Genomic DNA, 23,931 nt, shown 5'->3' with positions numbered 1-23,931 from the left:
GAGGCAGGGGCAGGGCTGCGCACGTGTTGCTGGCCCTGCCACCCTACTGCGCCGTTCGATCAGGCCGCGCCCGCGCCGCCGCCCACGACCGCGTCTGCGCCGCCCTCGGCGCCGGACCCGTCGGAGGCGGCCGGCTGCGGGACCAGCGCGGCGAGGTCGCCGGTGTCGCCGAGGCGCAGCAGGAAGGGCCGGGTGGCGGTGTAGCGGATGGCGGTGACCGAGCAGGGGTCGACGTGGATCCGCTGGAAGAGGTCGAGGTGCATGCCGAGGGCGTCGGCGACGAGGGACTTGATGATGTCGCCGTGGGAGCACATGAGGAAGACGGCGCCGGCGCCGTGCTCCTCCTCGATCCGCGTGTTCCATTCGCGTACGGCGTCCACGGCGCGGGCCTGCATGGCGCGCATGGACTCGCCGCCGGGGAAGGCGGCGGCCGAGGGGTGCTGCTGGACGATCTTCATGAGGGGTTCGTCGACGAGTTCGGAGAGCTTGCGGCCCGACCAGTCGCCGTAGTGGCACTCGCCGATCCGCTCGTCGGTGTGCAGGGGCAGCCCGGGGCGGGCGGCGAGCAGCGGGGCCAGGGTCTCCTGGCAGCGCTGGAGCGGGCTGGAGACGGCGGCCGCGAGCGGGATCCCGTCCAGCCGGCCGGGCAGTGCGGCGGCCTGCCCGGCGCCGTGTTCGTCGAGGGCCACTCCCGGGGTCCATCCGGCGAGCAGTCCAGCGGTGTTGGCGGTGGACCGCCCGTGTCGTACGAGGATCAGCGTGGCCATGCATGCAGGGTATGCGGTGACGTCGGCGTGCGGGCGGGCGCGGGTGGGGGCAGAATGCCCGGCGTGATTGTCGACTGCGCGTTGTACCGGGACGGCCGCCGCTCGGAGGCGGCCGGGGACTTCTCCGAGGCACTGGAGGAGGCCCGGGCGCACGGTGACGCCTTCGTGTGGGTCGGCGTGCACGAGCCGACGCCGGAGGAGTTCGACCGGGTGAGCCGGGAGTTCGGCCTGCACCCGCTGGCGGTGGAGGACGCGCTTTCGGCGCACCAGCGTCCGAAGCTGGAGGTGTACGACGACTCGCTGTTCGTGGTCCTCAAGCCGGTGATCTACGACGACGACGCGGACACGGTGACCACCGGCGAGTTGATGGTGTTCATCGGCGACGCCTTCGTGGTCACGGTCCGGCACGGCGAGGGGGCCGCGCTGGCGGCCGTGCGGCACCGGCTGGAGCAGGAGCCGGACGTGCTGCGGCACGGTCCGACGGCGGTGCTGTACGCGGTGTCGGACGCGGTGGTGGACCACTACATCGAGGTGGCGGCGGAACTCCAGGCGGACCTGGAGGAGCTGGAGGCGGAGGTGTTCGCCCCGAACCCCAAGGCCTTCAAGAACACGGCCGCCCGGATCTACGGCTTCAAGCGGCAGGTGCTGGAGTTCCGCCGGGCGACGAGCCCGCTGCTCCAGCCGATGGACCGGCTCGCCTTCGGGGACGTGCCCTTCGTGCACGGTCACGCCCAGCCCTTCTTCCGGGACGTCGCCGACCACCTGACGAAGGCCAGCGAGTACATCGAGGGGCTCGACCGGCTGCTGTCGGACGCGCTGGCCGCGCACCTGGCGCAGATGGGCGTCCGGCAGAACGACGACATGCGCAAGATCTCGGCGTGGGCGGCCATGGCGGCCGTTCCGACGATGGTGGCGGGCGTCTACGGGATGAACTTCGAGCACATGCCGGAGCTCAGGCAGTCCTGGGGCTATCCGGCGGTGGTGGTGCTGATGGTGGGCGTGTGCCTGGCCCTGCACCGGATGTTCAAACGGCGCGGCTGGCTCTGAGACGGCCCGGGCGGCTAGGCGCCGGCGAAGCCGTGGGAGGCCGTGCCCGGTACGCCGCCCAGCGGGTTCGTGCGCTCCGGGGGGCGGAGGCCGACCATGCGGTGCCAGCCGCAGAAGCGCTCGTACCCGTACACCGCGCGGATTCCGGCGGCGAGCGCGGCGGCCTTGGGCGCGGGCCAGCGCAGCAGCCGGCCCATGTGCTCCATGACGGCCAGGCTCACGTCGCGGTAGACGGCGATCTCGGCGAGGGCGCTCTCGCGCAGGACCCGCTGGATGGTCCGGCCGTGCCCTTCGCGGGCGAGGCGCAGCAGTTCCTCGTGGCAGTAGGCGAGGTGGTTGTCCTCGTCGTGGCTGATGACGCGGACGGCCTTGCCGACCTCGGGGTGGTCGCCGAAGTGGCGCAGCAGCATGGCCATCTGGTCGGCGGCCCGCTGCTCGGTGACCCGGCTGTGGGCGAGGTAGACGACGATGTCCTCCTCGCGCAGGGCTTCGTCGCGGCGCAGTTTGTCGTGGGCCAGGCCGATGCCGCGGCGCTCCAGCAGCATCGTGTAGTCGGTTTCGGGGGGTACGGGGACGGCGGGCAGGCCACGCTTGCGCAGCAGGGCCTGGAAGATCCGGCCGTGCTTGTCCTCGTCGGCGCCGTGCCGGGCGATCTTGGGGGCGAGGTCGCGCATGCCCTCGGGTGCGAGGGCGGCGATCCGGGCGTTCTCCCAGCCGCCCTGGGACTCCCCGCCGGCGGCGATGGAGCAGAACAGCTGGAAGGAGTCGTCGTGGTCGACGATCTCCTGGAACAGGCTGCGGACGGAGAGCATGCGACGAGTCAAATGCGGATCGATCGGGCGGGCAACCGAGGGGGCGCCGCAGTCGGCCGAATGAACGAAACCGACGGACCCCCGGCGGGGCGTAACCCCGGGGGCGGGCCGGGCGTTGTTCGCTGTGTCGGCCGTGGCGGGGAAGACCCCCCGAGCCCCCACCACGGCCGCTGACCTTCTCCACCCGCCGTCCGCACCACGCCCGCCGGGCTCCGTCCGGCGGCGCCGGAGCCCGTGCGTCAGGCGAGACCGGCGATCTCCAGGGCCTCGGTACCGGCGCGCAGGGCGGCGATCCGCTCGTCGAGGGTGAAGCCGGCCGGGGCCAGCGTGAGCGTGGTGACCCCGGCCTCGGCGTAGGCGCGCATCCCGTCCGCGATCCGCTCCACGGAGCCGAGCAGCGTGGTCGAGTCGATCAGCGAGTGCGGGACCGCGGCGGCCGCCCCGTCCTTGTCGCCGCCCAGGTACTTGGCCTGGATCTCGGCGGCCTCCTTCTCGTAGCCCATGCGCTGGGCGAGCTGGTTGTAGAAGTTCTGCTTGGCGCTGCCCATGCCGCCGACGTACAGGGCGGTGTAGGGGCGGAACACGTCGGCGAGGGCGTGGACGTCCTCGCCCAGGGCCAGCGGCACGGTCGGGCAGACGTCGAAGCCGTCCATCGTCAGACCGGCCTTCTCGCGGCCCGCGCGGACGTGCCGCAGGGCCGTCTCCTCCAGGTGCTCGGCGGCCGGGAAGATCAGCAGGGCGCCGTCGGCGATCTCGCCGGTCTGCTCCAGGTTCTTCGGCCCGATGGCGGCGATGTAGAGCGGGATGTGCGGGCGCTCGGGGTGCACGGTCAGCTTGAGCGGCTTGCCGGGACCGTCGGGCAGCGGGAGGGTCCAGTGCTCGCCGTCGTGGCTCAGCCGTTCGCGGGACATGGCCTTGCGGACGATCTCCACGTACTCGCGGGTCCGGGCGAGCGGCTTGTCGAACTTCACGCCGTACCAGCCCTCGGAGACCTGCGGGCCGGACACGCCGAGGCCGAGGCGGAAGCGGCCCTTGGTGAGCGAGTCCAGGGTGGCGGCGGTCATCGCCGTCATCGCCGGCTGGCGGGCGGGGATCTGGAAGATGGCCGAGCCGACGTCGATCCGCTCCGTCTGGGCGGCCACCCAGGCCAGTACGGTCGCCGCGTCGGAGCCGTAGGCCTCGGCGGCCCAGCAGACGTCGTAGCCGAGGCGGTCGGCCTCCTGCGCGACGGCGAGGTTGTCGGCGTCCATGCCCGCGCCCCAGTAGCCGAGATTGATGCCGAGCCGCATGTGTCGTCCCCTTACGAAGGTGCCGGTTTACCGATCAGTAACGTGGGTCTGCGGGGGACTGTAGCGCGCCCCACGGCCCCGCGTCAGCGCCCCAGTAGTCTCAGCGCTCATGGAGCAGAGGCATCTCGGCCGCACCGGACTGCGCGTCTCCCGGATCGGCCTCGGCACCCTGACCTGGGGCCGTGACACCGGCGAGGAAGCCGCCGCCGAGCAGTTGAAGACGTTCTGGGAGGCGGGCGGCACGCTCGTCGACACGGCCGACGTGTACGGCGACGGGGAGGCGGAGTACCTCCTCGGGCAGCTGGTGGGCTCCCTCGTACCGCGCCGGGACCTGGTCATCGCGACCAAGTCGGGCAGCGTCCCCGACCCCGACCGGCGGTTCGACGGCTCGCGCGGGCACCTGCTGAGCGCCCTGGACGACTCCCTGGAACGGCTGGGCACCGATTACGTGGACCTGTGGCAGGTGCACGCCTTCGATCCGCGGACCCCGCTCGAGGAGACCCTCCAGGCGCTGGACCTGGCCGTGGCCAGCGGCCGGGCCCGGTACGCGGGGGTGTCCAACTTCAGCGGCTGGCAGCTGGCGAAGGCCGCCACGTGGCAGCTCGCCGCGCCGGGGACGCGGACCCGGCTGGCCTCCACCCAGATGGAGTACTCGCTGCTCCAGCGGGGCGTCGAGCGCGAGGTGCTGCCGGCGGCCCGGGACCTGGACGTCGGCCTGCTCCCCTCCTCGCCGCTGGGCCGGGGGGTGCTGACGGGCAAGTACCGCGACGGCACCCCGGCCGACTCCCGGGGCGCGTCGCCGTCGCTGGCCGCGCTCGTGGAGCCGTACCTGGACGAGGCGGCGGGCCGCATCGTGGACGCCGTCGTCACGGCCGCGCAGGGCCTCGCGGTCACCCCGCTCCAGGTGGCGCTGGCCTGGATCCGCGACCGGCCGGGGGTCACCGCCCCCATCGTGGGCGCGCGGACGTCGGCGCAGCTGGGGGCGGCACTGTCGGTGGAGGCCCTTACTCTTCCGGAGGAGATCCGCCGGGCGCTGGACGACGTGTCGGCGCCCGTGCACCGCTACCCGGATCAGGACTGGAGCACGCTGTGAGTACGGCCCCCGACCCCGCCACCCCCGCTGCCGCGGAGGACCCGTACGAAGCCGCCCCCGCCCACCCCCGGGACGGGGCCCCCGACACCGTGGACGCACCGGACGGGGCGGACGCCGAAACGCCGGAGGGCGCGGAGGCCGCCGAGGGGCCGGACGCGCCGGAGGGCGCGGACGGGCCCGACGCGCCGGGTGGGGGGCCGGGGGCGGAGCCCGCGGACGCCGGGGGCGACGCGGCGGCGGAAGACCCCGCCGGGACCGCCTCGGAGCTCGCGACGGAGCCCGCCGCGGGCCAGGACGCCGACGCAACCGCGCCCGCCGCGCCGGAGCTCACCGAGGCCCAGGCCGAGCTCGCCGCGCAGAAGGTCGAACGCGAGCGCATCGCCCGCCGCAAGGCCGAGCGCGAGGGCCCCGTCGACGCCGGCGGCAAGCTCAGCGGCAAGGCCGCCGACCTGCTGGCCGCCGTACGGGCCGTGGAGAGCGGCGCCCAGGCGGCCCCCGTCTACTTCGACGAGGCCCCCGCCGCGCCCCGCAAGGCCGCCCCCGCTCCCCCGCGGCCCCGCCCGGCGGCCCCCGCGCCCGCGCCCTCCCCCACCGCCGGGGACATCGGCGCCGTCCGGGCCGTGCTCGCCCGCGGCGGCGCCCCCGAAACCCTGGCCGGGCAGGCCGCCGAGGCCCTCGGCGAGGGCGCCGCCGAGCAGCTCGCCGAGGACCCCTGGCGGCTCCTCGCCGTCCCCGGGGTCCGCCCGACGCAGGCCGACGGCTTCGCGCAGGCCCTGCTCGGGCCCGCGGCGGGCCCCGCCGACGAACGACGCGGCGCCGCCCTCCTGAACTGGCTGCTGGACCAGGCCGCCCTCAAGGGGCACACCGCCCTGGAGGCCCCGGTCCTGGAGAAGGCCCTGGCCCAGTACGGGGTGCCGGCCCCCGCGGACACCCTGGAGGCAGCCATCGGCGAGGGCGCGGTGCTGGTGTTCCACGAGCCGCTGGGCCCGCCCGCCGGTGAGGACGAGGAGCAGCCCGTAAGGATCCTCGTGGGCCTGGAGGAGTACGCCCTGGCCGAGGAGGCGCTCGCCGACGGCCTGGCCCGTCTCGCGGGCACCTTCGGCGGCCCCGCGGACTGGCCGGCGGCGGCCGGCGCCGGCGCCGAGCTGGTCAGGGCCGTCGCGGGCCACGGTCTGGTCACCCACACCGGCGGGGAGGCCTCCCGCGCCGAGCCGGCGGCCCTGCTCGCGGCCGCCCGGCAGCTGGGCCTGCGGGCCGTGCTGGCCGCGCACGCCCCCGCGCCCGGAACCGTCACGGTGGCCGGGCTGCTCGCGGGGACGGAGGGCCCGGGGCGGGACGCCGACGGCCGCTTCGACCTGGACCTGCTGATCGTCCTGGACGCGCCCCAGCTGGACGTGGAGACGGCGGCCGCGCTGGTGGAGTCCGTGCCGGACGGGGCCCGGCTGGTGCTCTCCGGGGACCCGGGGGTCCTCGGATCCGCCGGACCCGGGCGGGTGTTCGCCGATGTGCTGGCGGCCCGCGCCTTCCCTCAGGTGGTGTCGCGCACCCCGGACCCGGGCCCGGTCGGCGAGCTGGTGTCGGGGATCGGCATCGGGGAGCTGAACCGGGTCGACGCCCCCGGCAAGGAGGTCGTCATCGTCCCGGTGCGGGACGCCGGCGAGGCCGTGCACCGCACCGTCCAGCTGGTCGCCGAGTCGGTGCCGCGGGCCTTCGGGATCCCGGCGGAGGCCGTGCAGGTCATCACCCCGGGCCACGGCGGTCCCGCCGGGACCCGGGCACTGAACGCGGCCCTCAAGGAGCGGCTGAACCCCGGCCCCGGCCGGTTCGCCGGCTTCGACCCCGACGACCGGGTGGTCCACGTGCCCTCCCCGGGGCGGGCGCTGCCGGCCCGGGTGGTGTCGGCCGACGCGCAGGGGCTGCACCTGGAGACGCCGGGCGGGCGGGTCGTCGTACCGCAGGAGCGGGTGGAGGCGCAGGTCCGGCACGGCTGGGCGGTGACGGCGCACCAGGCGGTCGGGACGCGCTGGCCCGCGGTGGTCGTCGTACTGCCCGGGGACGCGGCGCAGGACCTGACCCGGGACTGGGTGTACACGGCGTTCGGGCGTGCCGAGCGGCACCTGTCGGTGGTCCACGGGGTGGAGGAGGCGCTGCCGCGGGCGGTGGCGCAGGGGCTGCCGAAGCCGCGTACGACCCGGCTGACGGGCCTGCTGCGGGCCCTCACGGCCGCGCAGGAGGAGCAGCCGTAGGGGGCCCGTCCGAGCCCCGCCCGGCCGGAGGGCGGACGGGGCACGGACGGCGGTGACTCAGGCCGGGGCGAGCCCGGACGCGGCGGCGCTCTCCTCGTCGGCGACGTCCTCGTCGCCCTCGCCGGCGTCGTCGGGATCCTCGTCGAAGACCGAGCTCACGTCGAAGCGGTGCAGTACGTCCTGCGGATCGGTCGATCCGAAGGGGGAGTTGAGCCAGTCCCCCGGTTCCGCGACCTCCTCCAGGGCGGCGATCCAGAGGGTGGAGTCGCCCTCCTCGAGACCGAACTCCTTGTAGCGGGAGGCGATCTCGTCGGGCTCGTACTCCCCGAAGAGGACGCCCAGCGCTCCGGCGGTACCGCCGTCGTCGAGGAGTTCGGCGTCACGGTCATGGGCGGCGACCCGTTCGGCCTGGGCGACCAGCCGGGCCGGTTCGACGACGGCGTAGTCGCGGCGGATGAGCACGCTGAAGGCGGCGGGCTCGGCGGGGCCGGTGTACGGGACACCGGTCTCGGGCGCGGGGATCTCGAAGGGGGTGACCTCGTCGTAGCGGTCGTAGAGGAGTTCGTCGTACTCCTCGGCCGCGGCGGCGAGTTCGTTGAAGGCGGCGTAGACGGCCGGGTCCTCGTCCCCGATCCTGCTCTCGACCGCGGCGAGGTGACGGTCGAGAGCGGCCTTGACCGCCTCGGCGGCGGCGCGTACCTCGGCAACAGTGGGCAGAGCGGCATCAGACATAGTGCAGACGCTATCCGTAGCGGGCCGGTGCCCGCACAATAGATGCGATGCCGGAATACGAATTCGTCGACGTGTACGTGCCTCGCGGGACCCCCCGCAAGGAGGCCACCCGACTGCTGACCGATCATGCGGAATACGGAAACTGGGAGCTGGACCGCCTGACCCTGTACCGGGACGGCAGCCGCCGCGCGCGGTTGCGCCGCCGGATCATCCGCCAGGTCCGCGCGACCTGGTGACGCGGGCCCCGGGAGCGGGGCCCGCGCCGTGAGGGGCCGTCAGGCGGCCTGGCGGGCGCGCCGGTAGAGCACGGCGCCGGCCAACAGCAGGCCGCCCGCGAGCGGCACGCCGGCCGTCATGGCGTCACCCGCGCCCGTGGCGGCGAGGACGGGTTCCGTCCCCTGGCCGGGTCGGGTGGCCGGGGCGCCGGGCTTGCCCGGGGCGACCGGGCCGGCGCCGGGGTTGCCGGGGGTGTGCCCGCCCGGGGTGCCGGAGTTGCCCGGGGACTGGCCGCCGGGGTTGCCCGGGATGTGACCGCCCGGAGTGCCGGGGTTCCCCGGCCGGCCGGGCTCGTCGTCGTCGCACGGCTCCTCGTGCCCACCGCCCGGGTGTCCGGGGTGGCCGGGGTGTCCCGGCTGACCGGGGTGGCCGGGCTGTCCGGGGTTCCCGGGATTGCCGGGGTTCCCAGGGTTCCCGGGGTTCCCAGGGTTGCCGGGGTTCCCGGGATTGCCGGGGTTCCCAGGGTTCCCGGGGTTCCCAGGGTTGCCGGGGTTCCCGGGATTGCCGGGGTTCCCCGGCTGACCGGGATTACCCGGCTGGCCCGGGTTGCCCGGGTGCTGCGGCTTGCCCGACTGGTTGGCGCAGCGGTTCCCGAAGGCCGGGTTCAGTCCCCCCACCACCGTCACCGTGTTGCCGCACACGTTCACCGGCGCGTCCACCGGCGCCTGCACGTTGTTCCCGGACAGCAGGCCCGGAGAGTTCGAGGCGTGCCCCGACGCACCCGAGTCCGCCTGGGCCTGGCCACCGGCGAACGCGAGGACACCGCCCGCGGCCGCCATCGTGATCAACGTCTTCCTCGTGACCTGAACCGGTCGTCGCATCTGTACTCGTCCCCTGGTGTGTACGTTCCGTTCGACGCGCAGGCCATAAAGGTTCCCCCGCCTGCCGCGCCGTACAAGTGGGCTTCCGGGCCGGAAAAGCCCGGCGGCCCCGGAGCGCTGGATGCACTCCGGGGCCAGAACTTCAGAAGCGTCAGGCGTTGACGCAGGTGTTGCCGAAGGCCGGGTTCAGCAGGCCGATGATGTTCACGGTGTTGCCGCAGACGTTCACCGGGATGTGAACCGGAACCTGGACGACGTTGCCGGACAGGACACCGGGGGAGCCGATGGCCGCACCCTGGGCACCCGCGTCGGCGGCAGCCACGCCCGCACCCGCGAGAACCAGACCACCGGTGGCAGCCGCAGCGGCGACAACCTTCTTGAGCATTGTTCCTCCTAGTAGGCAAGTGCGGTCCCAGCCGCGGACCGCACCACCTGTAACGAGGAGGGATCACCGGGGCTACGAGCGTATGAGCGCATTCACTCTTCTCAGTGGAATCCGCACACCTTCCCGAATCTCCGGCGTTATCAGGGGCTCCGCCCGTCAGGCGTTGTCGATGAACCGGTCCAGGACCCGGACGCCGAACTTCAGCCCGTCCACCGGGACCCGCTCGTCCACGCCGTGGAACATGCCGGCGAAGTCCAGCTCCGGCGGCAGCTGGAGCGGAGCGAAGCCGAAGCAGCGGATGCCGAGGTCGTCGAAGGACTTGGCGTCCGTCCCGCCGGACAGCATGTACGGGACCGCCCGCGCGATCGGGTCCTCGGCCTTCAGGGCGCCCTGCATGGCGTCCACGAGCCGCCCGTCGAAGTCCGTCTCCAGGGCCTTGTCCCCGTGGACGTCCTCGCGCTTCACGCGCGGGCCGAGGATCCGGTCGAGGTCGGCGAAGAACTCGTCCTCGTAGCCCGGCAGGAAGCGGCCGTCCACGTGCGCCGTGGCCTGCCCGGGGATGACGTTGACCTTGTAGCCGGCGCCGAGCATCGTCGGGGCCGCGGAGTTGCGCAGCGTCGCGCCGACCATCTTGGCGATCCCGCCGAGCTTGGCGAGCGTCGCGTCCATGTCGTCGGGATCGAGCGGGGTTCCGAGCGCGTCCGAGAGTTCGTCGAGGAAGTGCCGGACGGTCTTCGTGACCCGCACCGGCCACTGGTGGCGGCCGAGGCGTCCGACGGCCTCGCACAGCTCCGTGATCGCGTTGTCGTTGTTGGTCATGGAGCCGTGGCCCGCGGTGCCCTCGACCGTGAGCCGCATCCAGTGCATGCCCTTCTGGGCCGTCTCCACGAGGTACAGCCGCAGGTTCTCGTTCACGGTGAAGGAGAAGCCGCCGACCTCGCCGATGGCCTCGGTGACGCCCTCGAAGAGGCCAGGGTGCTTGTCGACGAGGTGCCGGGCCCCGTACGTGCCGCCCGCCTCCTCGTCCGCCAGGAAGGCCAGCACGATGTCGCGGGGCGGCTTGCGCCCGCTGCGCATGCGGTCGCGTACGACGGCCAGCGTCATCGCGTCCATGTCCTTCATGTCGACCGCCCCGCGGCCCCACACGCAGCCGTCGGCGATCTCGCCCGAGAACGGGTCGTAGGTCCAGTCGGCCGCGTTGGCCGGGACCACGTCGGTGTGCCCGTGGATCAGCAGGGCCGGCCGCGAGGGGTCCTCACCCTCGATCCGGGCCACGGTCGACGCCCGCCCCTTGTGCGACTCGAAGATCTGCGGCTCCAGCCCGACCTCGGCCAGCTTCTCGGCGACCCACTCGGCCGCCTTGCGCTCACCGGGGCCCGAGTGGTCCCCGTAGTTGCTCGTGTCGATCCGGATGAGGTCCCGGCAGAGGTCGACGACCTCGTCCTGTCCGGAGACGGCCTTGCCCGCGCCCGATGCGCTCACGCTGTTCCTCCCACTGATCAGTACCGGATGCCGCCCCCATCCTCCCGCCCCGGGCCCGTCCGCCCAAGGGCGTTCCCCGCCCACCGGGGGTGTGATCGAGGACCCCCAGCCGTTTGGTAGTGTTTTCCACGTCGCAACGGCCCGTGAGGGACGTGAGGCGCACACCCGGTCCGGGTGGCGGAATGGCAGACGCGCTAGCTTGAGGTGCTAGTGCCCTTTATCGGGCGTGGGGGTTCAAGTCCCCCCTCGGACACACACGGAAGGACCCCGCTGCGGCGGGGTCCTTCTTCGTTCCCCCGGCATGGCCGGAAACCGGCGTGCCGGGGGGATGGAGGGTGCGGGAGGGCGGGGACGAGCCACCCCGGAATGTTTGGTAATGTTTTCCACGTCGCAACGGCCGCGAGGAACGTACGGCGCACACCCGGTCCGGGTGGCGGAATGGCAGACGCGCTAGCTTGAGGTGCTAGTGCCCTTTATCGGGCGTGGGGGTTCAAGTCCCCCCTCGGACACACACGGAAGGACCCCGCTGCGGCGGGGTCCTTCTTCGTTCCCCCGGCATGGCCGGAAACCGGCAGCACGGAAGAGGCCCCCGGGCCGGGATCCCTGATCCCGGCCCGGGGGCCTCTCGTACGCCGTGGGGGTCAGTCGTTGGCGGCGGCGAGCTCCGCCACGCGGCGGCGGACCAGGAACCAGCCGCCGACGAGGGCGGCGGCGATGGCCGGGAGGAACATGACCGTGGTGCGGCCGACGCCTCCGTCGCTCCACATCAGGACCAGGACCGCGACCAGGAAGACCAGGGTCACGATCTGGGTGTAGGGGGCCCAGGGGAGGCGGTAGGACGGGCGCTCGACCAGGCCGTTCTTCGAGCGGTGCCAGAAGAAGAGGGAACAGATCATGACCATGGCCCAGGTGCCGAGGATGCCGATGGACGCGAGGTTGAGGACGATCTCGAAGGCCTCGCCGGGCATCCAGTAGTTCAGGCCCACGCCGGCGACGCCGAAGGCGGCGGTGAAGAGCACGCCGCCGTAGGGGACCTTGCCCTTGTTCATGACGCCGGTGAACTTGGGGGCGGAGCCGGACATGGCCATCGAGCGCAGGATCCGGCCGGTGGAGTAGAGGCCGGAGTTCAGGCTGGACAGGGCGGCGGTCAGGACGACCAGGTTCATGACGCCGGCGGCGCCGGGGACGCCGAGCTTGTCGAAGACGGTGACGAAGGGGCTCTGGTCGGCCGAGTAGGCGGTGTACGGGAGCAGCAGGGCCAGCAGGACCACGGAGCCGACGTAGAAGATGCCCACGCGCCACATGATCGAGTTGATCGCCTTCGGCATGATCTTCTCGGGGTTCTCGGTCTCACCGGCGGCGACGCCGCACAGCTCGACGGAGGCGTACGCGAAGACCACGCCCTGGACCACCAGGAGCATCGGCAGGACGCCCGAGGGGAAGAGGCCGCCGTTGTCGGTGATGTTCGCCAGACCCGGGGTGGTACCGCCGATGTCGTGGCTGGTGGCGACGAGGTAGATGCCGACGATCAGGAAGATCACCAGGGCGGCGACCTTGACCAGGGAGAACCAGAACTCCATCTCGCCGAAGTACTTCACCGAGATCAGGTTCGCGGTCAGGACGACGGCCAGGGCGATGAAGGCGAGCACCCACTGGGGGACGTCGGTGAACATCGACCAGAAGTGGGCGTAGGTCGCGGCGGCGGTGATGTCGGCCACAGTGGTCGTGGACCAGTTGAGGAAGTACAGCCAGCCGGCCGTGTAGGCGCCCTTCTCCCCCATGAACTCGCGCGCGTACGAGACGAACGCGCCGGAGGAGGGGCGGTAGAGGACGAGCTCGCCGAGCGCCCGGACCACGAAGAAGGCGAAGACACCGCACACCGCGTACGCGATGGCCAGGGAGGGGCCCGCGCCGGCGAGGCGGCCTCCGGCGCCGAGGAAGAGGCCGGTGCCTATCGCGCCGCCGATGGCGATCATGTTGATGTGGCGGGACTTGAGGTCCTTGCTGTAGCCCTCGTCACCGGCGTCGACAGGGCGTGGGGACGCCTTGGCGGGGGGCTCGGTCAAGGTGCGATCGCTCATGCGGAAGGTCGCCTTCGTGGGGTCGGACAGGAAGGCCGGGCCGTGTGCGGGGGAGCTGGGTGGTATCCCCCGTGCAGCGGTTCCGGTGATTTGCCGACCCAGGAGACCATGAGCTTCGGCCCCCCGCCAAAATCGGCCTCCTGCGCCCGTGAGCCCCCGGGGACCATGGAAACCGTCTCCGGGGGCTGCCCAGGGGTACGAATGCGAGGCGGGGGCCCTCAGGCGCCCGGGGCGGCCTCCGCGGCCTGGTCGAGGCGGAAGGCCTCGTTCCCCAGGCCGATCCGGGCGTGGACCTCGGGCCGGCGGGACTTCAGCAGCAGCCCGTGGACCAGTCCGCCCAGGGCGGCGACGGCGATGACCGCGGGCAGGGCCCAGCTGAGCGCGGAGCCCTGCTTGGCGCCGACCAGGAGGGCGAAGTCCTTGACGGTGTAGAGCGCGATGCCGACCAGGGCGAGGCCGGCCAGGCCCGCGGCGACCAGCCGCCAGACCTGGGCGCCGGCGGTGCCCCGGCGGACGAAGAAGGCGATGACGGCGAAGGAGGCCGCCGCCATCAGGACGGTCACGCCGAGGGCGCCGACGCTGCCCATCCAGGTGAACAGGTGCAGGACGGGCGCGGTCGGGTCGCCGGCGGGCATGGAGTCCGTGACGGCGAAGAGGAGGACGACCACGGCGGCGACGACGGTCTGCAGCAGGGAGCCGGTGGCGGGAGCGCCCGTGCCCGGGTTGGTGCGACCGAAGCGGGCGGGCAGCAGGCCCTCGCGTCCCATCGCGAAGGCGTAGCGGGCGACGACGTTGTGGAAGCTGAGCATGGCCGCGAACATGCCGGTCACGAAGAGCACGTGCAGGACGTCGGTGAAGGCGCCGCCGAGGCGGCTGCTGGTGAGCTCGAAGAGCAGGCCGGGCCCGGCCTCGGCGGAGGCCTTGACGATCCCGGCGGGACCGGCGGCCACCGTGAGGGCCCAGGCGCTGAGGGCGAAGAAGACGGCGGCGAAGCCGATGGCGAGGAACATCACGCGGGAGACCACGATGTGCGGCTTGCTGGTCTCCTCGGCGTACACCGGGGACTGCTCGAAGCCGACGAAGGCGGCGATGCAGAAGCACAGCGCGGTGCCGAGGCCCGCTCCGCCGAGGGCGGCCGGGTCGAAGGCCTGCAGGGAGAGGCCCTCGGGGCCGGGCTCACCGAGGGCGGCGACGTCGAAGACGACGACGAGGGCGCACTCGATGAGGAGCAGGACGCCGAGCACCCTGGCGTTGAGGTCGATCTTGAGCCAGCCGAGCGCGCCGGTGGCGGCGACCGCGAGCAGGGCCGGGATCCACCAGGCGACCCGGGTGTCGAGGTAGGTGGCGAAGAGGCCGGACATCTCGAAGCCGAGGATGCCGTAGACGCCGACCTGCATGGCGCTGTAGGCGACGAGGGCGACGAGGGAGGCGGCGGCGCCGGCGGTGGGCCCGAGGCCCCGGGCGATGTAGGCGTAGAAGGCGCCGGCGTTGTGGACGTGGCGGCTCATCTCGGCGTACCCGACGCCGAACAGGGCGAGGACGACGCCGAGGATGACGAAGAGCAGCGGCTGGCCGACGATGCCCATGACCCCGAAGATCGTGGGCATGACACCTGCGACGACCATCAGGGGCGCGCTGGCGGCGAGGACGGAGAGCAGCAGTCCGGCCGTGCCGAGCCGGTCGGCACGCAGGGCGCGGTCCTGGCCCTTGTACGTGCGGATCTCGGCCGCGGAGTCGGCTGGGAGCGTGGTGGATCTGCCCGTCGGCATGGCAGGGTCCTTTCGGGGGTGGACTGGCTGGTCAGGCGGTGCCGAGCGCGGCACTGCGCGCGGCGAGGAAGGCCTTCTGCGGATCACGGTCCGGGTAGGACCAGGGGGCGCGGGTGGCGTGGCTGCCGATGCGGTGGAAGAGGGCGGCCGCCTCCGCGGGGCGGCCCTCGCAGAGCTTGGCGTGGGCGAGGAAGTTGAGGTCGACCCGGTTGCGGGGGTGGTCCTCGCGTTCCCACTCCAGCCACCAGTCGAAGGCGGAGCGCAGTACCTGGCGGGCCCGGCGGCCGGTCCAGTGCTCGGCGGCCGCCTCGCCGGCGGCGCCGCCCCGGGCGGCGGCGAGGACGCGGAAGCGCTCGGCGTGGGCGATCACGGGCAGCACGGCGAGCGGGGAGTCGGCCGGGGACTCCTCGGCGGCCCAGGCGGCGAAGTCGTACACCTCGTGGAGCGGGTCGAGGCCGGCGGCGGGGGTGCGTTCGGCGAGCTTGGCGACCATGAGGTGGTGGGCGTGGTGGTGCTCGCGGTGGCGGGCCCGCACCTGGTCGAAGTGGCGGCTGAACTCCTCTTCGGTGCCGAAGGCGCGGGCGAGCATGAGGAGGCCGAGCCAGGGGGTGGGGTCGGCGGGGAGCAGTGCGGCGGCGCGGCGGCAGGCCTCGTCGGCGGCCTCGGGGCTGCTCTTGCCGCGCAGGGCGGTGAACACGGAGGCGCAGGCGAGGAGGGTGGCGGCGTCGGCGCTGTCGGGTTCGGCGAGCAGCCACTCGCCGGCCCAGGCGGTGGCGGCCGGGGTCTGGGCGAGGACGACGAGGCGGTGGCCGCGGCGGTCCCAGTCGTCGCCGGTGGCGACGAGGAGGGTACGGGCCTTGGCCCAGCGGCCCTGGGTGAACTGACTGCGGACGCCCACGAGTTCGGAATCGCACAGCGCCGGGTCGAAGAGCTGGGCGTCCCGCTTGCGGGCGCGGCCGAGGGGCGGCGGAGGCGGGGACATCCGCGGTTTCCCTCCAGGACGCGGGCGCGGGTGGACTGCGTACACGGGTGCACGCACGGGGTATGGGTGGTGCGCATGGGATGCCGACGGGGCGGCTCGATCATGCCGGTGGTCAATCCGGATGATCACGCACAGCAAACCGGTAGGCACAGCTCCGAGTCAAGGTCCGGTCCACTGGGTGGCGCGTTTCAACTGGTGCGCAAAAGGGGCGGGTTGGGACGCGGCGGACGGTTCGGAATCCGGGTGTGACCTGCGACGTCCGTCCGTAGGGTGGGGCGCATGACGAACTTCGGCGATCTTCCCCCCTTCCAGCTGGGCTTCCCCGGCGAACAGCGCGACCGGCTCGTGGCCGCCGTGCTGAGCGGCGCGAAGACCACGACAACGGGCCTGATGGGGCAGTACGAGACCGCGGACGAGCCGCTGCCCCGGCCGGGGGAACGCATGGCGCTGGTGGACTCCGCGGAGCAGCCGCTGGCCGCCCTGGAGGTGACGGACGTACGGGTGCTGCGGCTGGCCGAGGTCGGCCTGCGGCACGCGCTGGACGAGGGCGAGGGCTTCGCCTCGGTGGCCGAATGGCGCTCCGCGCACGAGGGGTTCTGGCACAGCGAGCCGCTGCGGGCGGAGATGGGCGACCCGGCTTTCACGGTGGACGACGACACCCTGGTCGTGGCCGAACGCTTCCGCCTCCTGTGACGCCCCGCCCCGGCGTCCGCGCGGCCCCGGGTCAGCCGACGGCGCGGGCGGCCGCGCGGCCCGCGGCGCGGCCCGAGAAGACGCACCCGCCCAGGAAGCTGCCCTCCAGGGCGCGGTAGCCGTGGACGCCCCCGCCGCCGAAGCCGGCGGCCTCGCCGGCCGCGTAGACGCCGGGCAGCGGCTCCCCGGAGGGGGTCAGGACGCGGGAGGACAGGTCGGTCTCCAGGCCGCCGAGGGACTTGCGGGTGAGGATCGAGAGCCGGACGGCGATCAGCGGGCCCGCCGCGGGGTCCAGGACGCGGTGGGGGGCGGCGGTGCGGATCAGCCGGTCGCCGAGGTACCTGCGCGCCCCGTGGATGGCCGTCACCTGGAGGTCCTTGGTGAAGGGGTTGGCGATCTCCCGGTCCCGGGCGGTGATCTCGCGCCGGACGGTGTCCTCGTCGAGCAGGTCCTCCTCGGTGAGCTCGTTCATCCGGCGGACCATCACCGACAGGTCCCGCTCCACGATGAAGTCCGCGCCGCGGTCCATGAAGGCCTTGACCGGTCCGGGCACCGCCTGGCGGGCCCGGTTGATCACGTCGCGCACGGACTTCCCCGTCAGATCGGGGTTCTGCTCGGAGCCGGAGAGGCCGAACTCCTTGCCGATGATGCGCTGGTTGAGCACGAACCAGGTGTGGTCGTGGCCGGTGCGCATGATGTGGTCGAGGGTGCCGAGGGTGTCGAAGCCCGGGAAGAGCGGTACGGGCAGCCGCTTGCCCGTGGCGTCCAGCCACAGGGAGGAGGGGCCGGGCAGGATGCGGATGCCGTGCCGGGCCCAGACGGGGTCCCAGTTCTCGATGCCCTCGGTGTAGTGCCACATCCGGTCCTTGTTGATGTGGCTGGCCCCGGCGGCCTCTGCCACACCCAGCATCAGGCCGTCCACGTGCGCGGGGACACCGGAGAGCAGCCGCGCGGGCGGGGTGCCGAGGCGCTCGGGCCACTGCGCGCGCACGAGGTCGTGGTTGCCGCCGATGCCGCCGCTGGTCACGATCACCGCCTGGGCCCGCAGGCTGAACGCGCCGGCGGTCTCGCGGCCGCTGGCGGTGCCCCGTACGGCGTCCGAGGGTGCCAGGACCTCGCCGGTGACGGTGTCCACGGCGCCGGCCGTGGCCGACAGCCCGGTGACCCGGTGGCGGAAGGCGAACCGGACCAGCCCGCGGGCGGACCCCGCGCGGACCCGCCGCACGAAGGGCTCCAGCAGGCCGGGGCCGGTGCCCCAGGTGATGTGGAAGCGGGGCACGGAGTTGCCGTGGCCGTTGGCGTCGTAGCCGCCGCGTTCGGCCCAGCCGACCACCGGGAAGAAGCGCACCCCCCGGGAGTGCAGCCAGGAACGCTTCTCGCCAGCCGCGAAGTCCACGTACGCCTCGGCCCAGCGGCGCGGCCAGGCGTCCTCCTCCCGGTCGAACCCGGCGGTGCCGAGCCAGTCCTGGAGGGCGAGCTCGCGGCTGTCCTTGATGCGCATCCGGCGCTGCTCGGGGGAGTCCACGAAGAACAGACCGCCGAAGGACCAGTGCGCCTGCCCGCCGATCGACTGCTCGGGCTCCTGGTCGAGGAGGATCACCCTGCGGCCCGCGTCGACGAGCTCGGCGGTGGCCACGAGACCCGCGAGGCCCGCTCCGATCACGATCACGTCAGCGTCGTACGTCATGCCTGCCGGTCCTCCGGTCGCTCGGTGGTGGGGCAGATCCTTTGCTACGGAGCGGTAACCAGTCAACAGCGGTGGTTGGATGGATCCATGGATCCCGCTGACGAGGTACTGGACGTGGTGGACCGGGACGACAGGGTCGTCGGGCAGGCACCCCGGGGCGAGGTGTACGGCCGGGGACTGCTCCACCGGTGCGTGTTCGTCCTGGCCACGGACGCGCGGGGGCAGGTGTTCGTGCACCGCCGGACCGCCTCGAAGCTGGTCTTCCCCTCGCACTACGACATGTTCGTGGGCGGGGTGCTGGGCGCCGGGGAGGAGTACGCGGAGGCGGCCCTGCGGGAGGCCCGGGAGGAGCTGGGGGTGAGCGGGCTGCCGCGTCCGGAGCCGCTGTTCAAGTTCCTGTACCAGGGGCCGGGCGGGGGGTGGTGGTCGTACGTGCACGAGGTGCGGTGCACCCTGCCGGTGGCTCCGCAGGCCTCCGAGGTGGACTGGTACGCCTGGCTGCCGCGGGAGGAACTGGACCGCAGGATCGTCGGCGGGGAGTGGGCGTGGGTGCCGGACGGGCTGGAGGCGTACCGGCGGCTGCGGGCGTTCCGGGAGGAGGGCGGGACCCAGGGCGCGCCGGGTTCGTGACGGGGACGTAAATTGGCCACGTGATCGACTTCGTCAAGGACGTGCGGCTCTGGTTCGCACCGCAGCGGCTGCGGGACGAGGGCGATACCCCGGACTACCGCTTCTCCCTCGCCAACGAGCGGACCTTCCTCGCCTGGATCCGGACCGCGCTGGCGCTGGTGGGCGGCGGGTTCGCGGTGGACCAGTTCCTGCCGGACCTGCGGTGGGGCGTGCGGGTGGGGATGGCCTTCGCGCTGCTGGCGGTGGGGGCGGCGTGCGCGCTGCGGGCGGTGAACCACTGGATGCGGTGCGAGCGGGCCATGCGGCGGGGCGAGGACCTGCCGGTGTCGCGGTTCCCCGTGGTGCTGGGCCTGGGGGTGGGGCTGGTGGCCGTGGTGATGGTCCTGGTCGTGCTGCTGGGCTGGACGGACGGGCGGTGAGCGTTCCCGGTGCGGCCCCGCGCGACGCGGGGCTCCAGCCGGAGCGGACGCGGCTCGCGTGGCGGCGTACGACGCTGGCCTGCTCGGTCACGGCGGTGCTGGCGGTGCGGCAGGCCCTGCACGGCACCGGTTCGCGGACGGAGGTGGCCGGGGCGGCGGTGATCGCGCTGATCTGGGTGGCCTTCCTGGCCGTGGCGCACCGGCGGGTGCGGGAGCTGGCCGGGGCCCGGCCGCCGGGGCTCGCTCCCCGGGTGGCGCTGGGGGCGGTGCTGTGTTCCGTGGGCCTGGCGGTGTTCGCGATGGCGCTCATCGTCTGAGCCGCTCGTCCGACGGTCCGGTCGTCCGACGGTCCGGACAGTGGCGCGCCACGATGACACCCGGGGGCATAACGGGTGATCCGGGCCGTAGAGGACTAGGCCGTCTCTTTCGGATCTTGTCGGTTAAGCCCGCGTCGTCCGGTGCCGTGCATCGCAAGGCGGAGCGGCTCCCGATTACTGGACGTCCTCGGGTGCCGCGACAACACGGCGAGGTGCGGTACCGGGCGGCGCGGGTCAGGCAAGATCCGGAAGAGACGGGCTAGCCTCTGCGCCATGACGACCCTGCACCACGAACACCCCACGCACGTCCACGAGCACGGCCCCGGCTGCGGGCACACGGCGGTCGAGCACGGCGACCACCTCGACTATGCGCACGACGGACACCTGCACCGGCAGCACTCCGGGCACTGGGACGAATGCGAGCCCTCCGGGCACGCCCCGCACGAGGGCCACTCCCACGAGCACGGCGAGGCCTGCGGGCACGACGCGGTCCCGCACGGCGACCACCTGGACTACCTGCACGACGGGCACCGGCACGCCGCGCACGACGGCCACTACGACGACCACTGACGCACCGGCGGAGGGCGGCCCGCGCCGCGGACCGCCCCCGCTCCGCCCGGCGCGGATCCCGGCTGACAGGATGCTGACCGCCTGTCACAGCGACCCGGGGAGAGCGTCCATGACCGTCGAAGAGCCGTACGTCGTCCAGCCCGCGGCCGGGGTGTACGCCTACGTCCAGCCCGACGGGGGCTGGTGCCTGAACAACGCCGGCTGGATCAGCGACGGCGGGAGCACCCTGCTCGTCGACACCGCCGCCACCGAGCGGCGGGCGCTGGCCCTACGCGCGGCCGTCGCGGCGGCCGGGGTCCCGCGGCCCCGGACGGTCGTCAACACCCACCACCACGGCGACCACACCTACGGCAACGCCGCCTTCACCCCCGGCGCCCTGATCGTCGGGCACGACAACGCACGCGCGGAGCAGCTCGCCGCCGGGCACCAGCTGGAGCTGATCTGGCCCGCGACCGACTTCGGCGCGATACGGATCACCGCGCCCGACCTCACGTACAGCGACCGGCTGACCCTGTACGTCGGGGACACCGAGGTCCGGGTCATCCATCCGGGCGTGGCCCACACCACCGGGGACTCGGTCGTGTGGCTGCCCCGGCAGCGGGTGGTGTTCACCGGGGACCTGGTCTTCGCCGGGGGCACCCCCTTCCTCGCGATGGGCTCCCTCGCCGGCTCGCTGCGGGCGCTGGAGCTGCTGCGCACGCTGGGCGCGGAGACCGTCGTACCCGGACACGGGCCGCTGACCGACGCCTCGGCGTACGACGCGACCGCGCGCTACCTGCGCTACGTGGCCGAACTGGCCCGGGACGGACGGGAGAAGGGGCTGACCCCGCTGGAGGTGGCGCGCGGGGCCGACCTGGGCGAGTTCGCGGCCTGGCGGGAGAGCGAGCGGCTGGTGGCGAACCTGCACCGGGCGTACGCGGAGCTGGCCGGGGAGCCGGAGGGGGCGCCACTGGACATCATGGCGGTGCTGCGGGACATGACGGTGATGAACGGCGGAACGCCCATCCTGTGTCACGCGTGACCTCGCCCGCACCCTGAGGGCGCCGGGCCGGGAGGGAGTTCTTCCGGCCACCCTATGGACGGCATACCGACTGGTCGGCATGATGGCCTCGGACCGAGAACCCCGTCGTCGACCCGTACGGAGGCGCGCCCCATGACCCCAGCCGATCCCCGAGGCCTCGATCTGCGACGGCTGCGCGGCCACCTCGAGGCCGCGCTGCCCGGGCTCACGGCGGGGCCGCTGAGCGGCCGGCTGATCGAGGGCGGCCGGTCGAACCTGACGTACGAGGTGACCGACGGTGCGGCCCGCTGGGTGGTGCGGCGGCCTCCGCTGGGGCACGTCCTGGCCACCGCACACGACATGCGGCGCGAGCACCGGGTGATCTCCGCCCTGCACGGGACGGCCGTACCGGTGCCGGGGCCGCTGCTGCTGTGCGAGGACGAGGAGGTGCTGGGGGCGCCGTTCTACGTCATGGAGTACGTGGACGGGGTCCCGTACCGGACCGCCGGGCAGCTCGCGGGGATCGGGCCCGAGCGCACCCGGCGGGCGGTCCTGGGGCTGGTGGACACCCTGGTCGAGCTGCACGCGGTGGACCCGGGGGCGGTGGGCCTGGGCGACTTCGGCCGGCCCGAGGGGTTCCTCGACCGGCAGCTGCGCCGCTGGGGGAAGCAGCTCGCGGCCTCCAGGGGCAGGGAGCTGCCCGGGATCGACGAACTGCACGGGGCCCTGGGGCGGGCGCTGCCCCGCTCCCCCGCCCCGACCGTGGTGCACGGGGACTTCCGGCTGGACAACGTCCTGATCGGCGGTCCGGACGACACGATCCGGGCAGTGCTGGACTGGGAGATGTCCACCCTGGGCGACCCGCTGACGGACCTCGGCCTGCTGGTGATGTACAGCTCCGACCTGGGCCTGGCCGAGTCCCCGGTCAGCACGACGAGCGGGGCGCCCGGCCATCCGGCGCCCGCCGAGCTGGTCGAGCGGTACGCCGCCCGCTCGGGGCGCGACACCGGGGCGATCGCCTGGTACACGGCCTTCGCCTGGTTCAAGCTCGCGGTGATCCTCGAGGGCATCCACTACCGGTACACGCTCGGGCAGACGGTCGGCACGGGCTTCGACCGGATCGGCGAGCTGGTCCCGGTCTTCATCGCACACGGACTGACCACCCTTCAGGAAGGCTGAGGAGCCGAGCCGCATGGACTTCGCATTCGACACCCGGACCGAGGAACTCCGCGAGCGGCTGCTCGCGTTCATGGAGGAGTACGTCTACCCGGCGGAACCGGTCGCCGCCGAGCAGCGCGCGCGGCTGGCCTCGCCCTGGGACACCCCGGCCGTCTTCGGTGAACTGAAGGCCGAGGCGCGCCGGCAGGGGCTGTGGAACCTCTTCTTCGTGAAGGAGCACGGCCGCGCGGACGGGGAGCACGGCGCCGGCCTGACCAACCTCCAGTACGCCCCGCTGGCCGAGATCACCGGCCGCAGCCCGCACCTGGCGCCGATGGCGACCAACTGCGCGGCCCCGGACACCGGGAACATGGAACTGCTCGCGCAGTTCGGCGACGCCGGGCAGAAGAAGCAGTGGCTGGAGCCGCTGCTGGCCGGGGAGATCCGCTCCGCGTTCGCGATGACCGAGCCCGAGGTGGCCTCCTCGGACGCGACGAACATCGAGACCCGCATCGAGCGGGACGGCGACGAGTACGTGGTCACCGGGCGCAAGTGGTACATCTCGGGGGCGATGAACCCGGACTGCAAGGTCTTCATCGTGATGGGCAAGACGGACCCGGGCGGCCCCGACCCGCGCCGCCAGCAGTCGATGGTGCTGGTCCCGCGCGACACCCCGGGCGTGGAGGTGCGCCGGGCGATGACGGTGTACGGGTACGCGGACCACGACCACGGCGGCCACGCCGAGGTGGTCTTCGACGGGGCCCGGGTGCCGGCGGGGAACCTGATCGGCGAGGAGGGCTCCGGCTTCGCCATCGCCCAGGCCCGGCTCGGCCCGGGCCGGATCCACCACTGCATGCGGCTGATCGGGATGGCGGAGCGGGCGGTCGAGCTGATGTGCCGGCGCGCGGTGGGGCGTACCGCCTTCGGGAAGGAACTGGCCGCGCAGGGAGTCGTACAGAACTGGATCGCGGACGCCCGGGTCACCATCGAGCAGCTGCGGCTGCTGGTGCTGAAGACGGCCTGGCTGATGGACACGGTCGGCAACCGGGGGGCGCACACCGAGATCCAGGCCATCAAGATCGCCACCCCGCGCGCGGTCGTGGGGATCCTGGACCAGGCGGTGCAGCTGCACGGTGCGGGCGGGGTCAGCCAGGACCTGCCGCTGGCCGAACTGTGGGCGGCCGCGCGGACGCTGCGGCTGGCGGACGGGCCGGACGAGGTGCACCAGCGCTCGCTGGCCCACCGCGAGCTCGGGCGCTACCGGGCGTAGGGCGCCGGGGAGCGGCCCGAGGCCGCCTCGATGACCTCGTCCAGCACCTCGCGGGAGCGGACGAGGTCGCCGATCATCCGGTCGATCCGGTCCCGCTCGGTGGCCAGTTCGGCCACCAGGGCGGGGGTGGCGCGCAGCGACGGGCCGCCGTCCTCGTCGCGCATGCAGGGCAGGATCTGCGCGATCTTGGAGCTGTGCAGTCCGGCCGCGTAGAGCTCCTGGATGCGGATGACGCGGTCGACGGCCCGCTCGGGGAAGTCCCGGTGGCCGCCGGGCGTCCGGTCGGAGACCAGCAGGCCCTGCTGTTCGTAGTAGCGCAGCGAGCGCTCACCGACTCCGGTGCGCCTCGCCAGTTCACCGATCCGCATGGTCGTCCCCGGGGGTAGTCGGGCGGGCCTTCCGCCT

General features: G+C 73.4%; 24 protein-coding genes and 2 tRNA genes. 14 read left to right on the top strand and 12 right to left on the bottom strand.

Annotated elements, in window-relative coordinates; genetic code table 11:
* Nucleotides 1-59: 59 nt before the first annotated feature.
* The gene (locus tag ACZ51S_RS23520) at nt 60-767 is read right to left on the bottom strand and encodes a histidine phosphatase family protein (RefSeq protein ID WP_468961905.1); all 708 of its coding nucleotides are present in this window, start codon (nt 765-767) and stop codon (nt 60-62) included.
* 54 nt (nt 768-821) lie between these two features.
* Between ACZ51S_RS23520 and corA the strand changes: the two genes are divergently transcribed.
* Entirely contained in the window at nt 822-1,814 is a 993-nt protein-coding gene (gene corA, locus ACZ51S_RS23515) for a magnesium/cobalt transporter CorA (RefSeq protein WP_468476421.1), read from the top strand.
* A gap of 14 nt (nt 1,815-1,828) precedes the next feature.
* Here corA and ACZ51S_RS23510 read toward each other — a convergent pair whose 3' ends face one another.
* Complete coding sequence (locus tag ACZ51S_RS23510) at nt 1,829-2,626, bottom strand: ferritin-like domain-containing protein (protein ID WP_468476422.1); 798 nt, start codon at nt 2,624-2,626, stop codon at nt 1,829-1,831.
* Nucleotides 2,627-2,865: 239 nt separating this feature from the next.
* On the bottom strand, nt 2,866-3,915 hold the full coding sequence (locus ACZ51S_RS23505) for an LLM class F420-dependent oxidoreductase (RefSeq protein ID WP_468803025.1): 1,050 nt from the start codon (nt 3,913-3,915) through the stop codon (nt 2,866-2,868).
* A 109-nt stretch (nt 3,916-4,024) separates the two neighbouring features.
* On the opposite strand from ACZ51S_RS23505, the gene ACZ51S_RS23500 reads away from it, so the two are divergent.
* The gene (locus ACZ51S_RS23500) at nt 4,025-5,008 is read left to right on the top strand and encodes an aldo/keto reductase (RefSeq protein ID WP_468476424.1); all 984 of its coding nucleotides are present in this window, start codon (nt 4,025-4,027) and stop codon (nt 5,006-5,008) included.
* The gene (locus ACZ51S_RS23495) at nt 5,005-7,254 is read left to right on the top strand and encodes a helix-hairpin-helix domain-containing protein (protein WP_468961903.1); all 2,250 of its coding nucleotides are present in this window, start codon (nt 5,005-5,007) and stop codon (nt 7,252-7,254) included. The genes ACZ51S_RS23500 and ACZ51S_RS23495 overlap by 4 nt, the downstream gene beginning before the upstream one ends.
* A 57-nt stretch (nt 7,255-7,311) precedes the next feature.
* Here ACZ51S_RS23495 and ACZ51S_RS23490 read toward each other — a convergent pair whose 3' ends face one another.
* Entirely contained in the window at nt 7,312-7,986 is a 675-nt protein-coding gene (locus tag ACZ51S_RS23490; protein WP_468961901.1) for a hypothetical protein, read from the bottom strand.
* A 47-nt stretch (nt 7,987-8,033) separates the two neighbouring features.
* On the opposite strand from ACZ51S_RS23490, the gene ACZ51S_RS23485 reads away from it, so the two are divergent.
* Entirely contained in the window at nt 8,034-8,222 is a 189-nt protein-coding gene (locus ACZ51S_RS23485; RefSeq protein ID WP_388943548.1) for a DUF5703 family protein, read from the top strand.
* 39 nt (nt 8,223-8,261) lie between these two features.
* Here the strand turns inward: ACZ51S_RS23485 and ACZ51S_RS23480 are convergent, their stop codons facing one another.
* The 3 genes from ACZ51S_RS23480 to ACZ51S_RS23470 form a co-directional block, all read right to left on the bottom strand.
* Nucleotides 8,262-9,041 carry a chaplin gene (locus tag ACZ51S_RS23480; protein ID WP_468961970.1) on the bottom strand — a complete coding sequence of 260 codons (780 nt, stop codon included), beginning with the start codon at nt 9,039-9,041 and terminating at the stop codon, nt 8,262-8,264.
* 193 nt (nt 9,042-9,234) lie between these two features.
* Entirely contained in the window at nt 9,235-9,468 is a 234-nt protein-coding gene (gene chpH, locus ACZ51S_RS23475; RefSeq protein ID WP_468173157.1) for a chaplin ChpH, read from the bottom strand.
* A gap of 156 nt (nt 9,469-9,624) precedes the next feature.
* Nucleotides 9,625-10,950: a M20/M25/M40 family metallo-hydrolase gene (locus ACZ51S_RS23470; protein WP_468476427.1), complete on the bottom strand. Its 1,326-nt coding sequence runs from the start codon at nt 10,948-10,950 to the stop codon at nt 9,625-9,627.
* 168 nt (nt 10,951-11,118) lie between these two features.
* On the opposite strand from ACZ51S_RS23470, the gene ACZ51S_RS23465 reads away from it, so the two are divergent.
* Together ACZ51S_RS23465 and ACZ51S_RS23460 are read left to right on the top strand one after the other, a co-directional pair.
* Nucleotides 11,119-11,203, top strand: a tRNA-Leu gene (locus tag ACZ51S_RS23465).
* A gap of 171 nt (nt 11,204-11,374) precedes the next feature.
* Nucleotides 11,375-11,459: transfer RNA gene (locus ACZ51S_RS23460), tRNA-Leu, on the top strand.
* A 132-nt stretch (nt 11,460-11,591) separates the two neighbouring features.
* On the opposite strand, the gene ACZ51S_RS23455 is transcribed toward ACZ51S_RS23460, so the two are convergent.
* The 3 genes from ACZ51S_RS23455 to ACZ51S_RS23445 all read right to left on the bottom strand — a co-directional run bounded on the left by ACZ51S_RS23455 (nt 11,592) and on the right by ACZ51S_RS23445 (nt 15,782).
* Complete coding sequence (locus ACZ51S_RS23455; protein WP_468476428.1) at nt 11,592-13,031, bottom strand: amino acid permease; 1,440 nt, start codon at nt 13,029-13,031, stop codon at nt 11,592-11,594.
* 218 nt (nt 13,032-13,249) lie between these two features.
* Complete coding sequence (locus ACZ51S_RS23450; RefSeq protein WP_468961899.1) at nt 13,250-14,800, bottom strand: APC family permease; 1,551 nt, start codon at nt 14,798-14,800, stop codon at nt 13,250-13,252.
* A 31-nt stretch (nt 14,801-14,831) separates the two neighbouring features.
* Complete coding sequence (locus tag ACZ51S_RS23445; RefSeq protein WP_388943536.1) at nt 14,832-15,782, bottom strand: hypothetical protein; 951 nt, start codon at nt 15,780-15,782, stop codon at nt 14,832-14,834.
* Nucleotides 15,783-16,061: 279 nt separating this feature from the next.
* Here ACZ51S_RS23445 and ACZ51S_RS23440 point away from each other — a divergent pair, with 279 nt between their 5' ends.
* Nucleotides 16,062-16,475, top strand: coding sequence for an ASCH domain-containing protein (locus ACZ51S_RS23440; protein ID WP_468961897.1), 414 nt, complete (start codon nt 16,062-16,064; stop codon nt 16,473-16,475).
* Nucleotides 16,476-16,506: 31 nt separating this feature from the next.
* Here ACZ51S_RS23440 and ACZ51S_RS23435 read toward each other — a convergent pair whose 3' ends face one another.
* Entirely contained in the window at nt 16,507-18,162 is a 1,656-nt protein-coding gene (locus ACZ51S_RS23435) for an FAD-binding dehydrogenase (RefSeq protein WP_468476432.1), read from the bottom strand.
* A gap of 87 nt (nt 18,163-18,249) precedes the next feature.
* Here ACZ51S_RS23435 and ACZ51S_RS23430 point away from each other — a divergent pair, with 87 nt between their 5' ends.
* The 7 genes from ACZ51S_RS23430 (at nt 18,250) to ACZ51S_RS23400 (ending at nt 23,526) form a co-directional block, all read left to right on the top strand.
* Nucleotides 18,250-18,792 (top strand): NUDIX domain-containing protein, encoded by a 543-nt coding sequence (locus tag ACZ51S_RS23430; protein WP_468961895.1) that lies wholly within the window; start codon nt 18,250-18,252, stop codon nt 18,790-18,792.
* A gap of 20 nt (nt 18,793-18,812) precedes the next feature.
* A complete protein-coding gene (locus tag ACZ51S_RS23425) occupies nt 18,813-19,211 on the top strand; it encodes a YidH family protein (RefSeq protein WP_468476434.1) in 399 nt (132 codons plus the stop codon).
* Nucleotides 19,208-19,528: a DUF202 domain-containing protein gene (locus tag ACZ51S_RS23420; protein WP_468476435.1), complete on the top strand. Its 321-nt coding sequence runs from the start codon at nt 19,208-19,210 to the stop codon at nt 19,526-19,528. Before ACZ51S_RS23425 ends, ACZ51S_RS23420 begins: the two co-directional genes overlap by 4 nt.
* Before the next feature lie 273 nt (nt 19,529-19,801).
* On the top strand, nt 19,802-20,098 hold the full coding sequence (locus ACZ51S_RS23415; protein WP_468476436.1) for a hypothetical protein: 297 nt from the start codon (nt 19,802-19,804) through the stop codon (nt 20,096-20,098).
* 109 nt (nt 20,099-20,207) lie between these two features.
* Nucleotides 20,208-21,119: an MBL fold metallo-hydrolase gene (locus tag ACZ51S_RS23410; protein WP_468476437.1), complete on the top strand. Its 912-nt coding sequence runs from the start codon at nt 20,208-20,210 to the stop codon at nt 21,117-21,119.
* Between the two features lie 132 nt (nt 21,120-21,251).
* The gene (locus ACZ51S_RS23405; RefSeq protein WP_468476438.1) at nt 21,252-22,277 is read left to right on the top strand and encodes a phosphotransferase family protein; all 1,026 of its coding nucleotides are present in this window, start codon (nt 21,252-21,254) and stop codon (nt 22,275-22,277) included.
* 13 nt (nt 22,278-22,290) lie between these two features.
* A complete protein-coding gene (locus ACZ51S_RS23400) occupies nt 22,291-23,526 on the top strand; it encodes an acyl-CoA dehydrogenase family protein (RefSeq protein WP_468476439.1) in 1,236 nt (411 codons plus the stop codon).
* Here the strand turns inward: ACZ51S_RS23400 and ACZ51S_RS23395 are convergent.
* A complete protein-coding gene (locus ACZ51S_RS23395; RefSeq protein ID WP_388943510.1) occupies nt 23,514-23,894 on the bottom strand; it encodes a MerR family transcriptional regulator in 381 nt (126 codons plus the stop codon). The genes ACZ51S_RS23400 and ACZ51S_RS23395 overlap by 13 nt on opposite strands.
* Between the last annotated feature and the right edge of the window lie 37 nt (nt 23,895-23,931).

This window comes from Streptomyces sp. NPDC034043, assembly GCF_055575675.1.
This window is presented reverse-complemented; position numbering and strand designations above follow the sequence as displayed.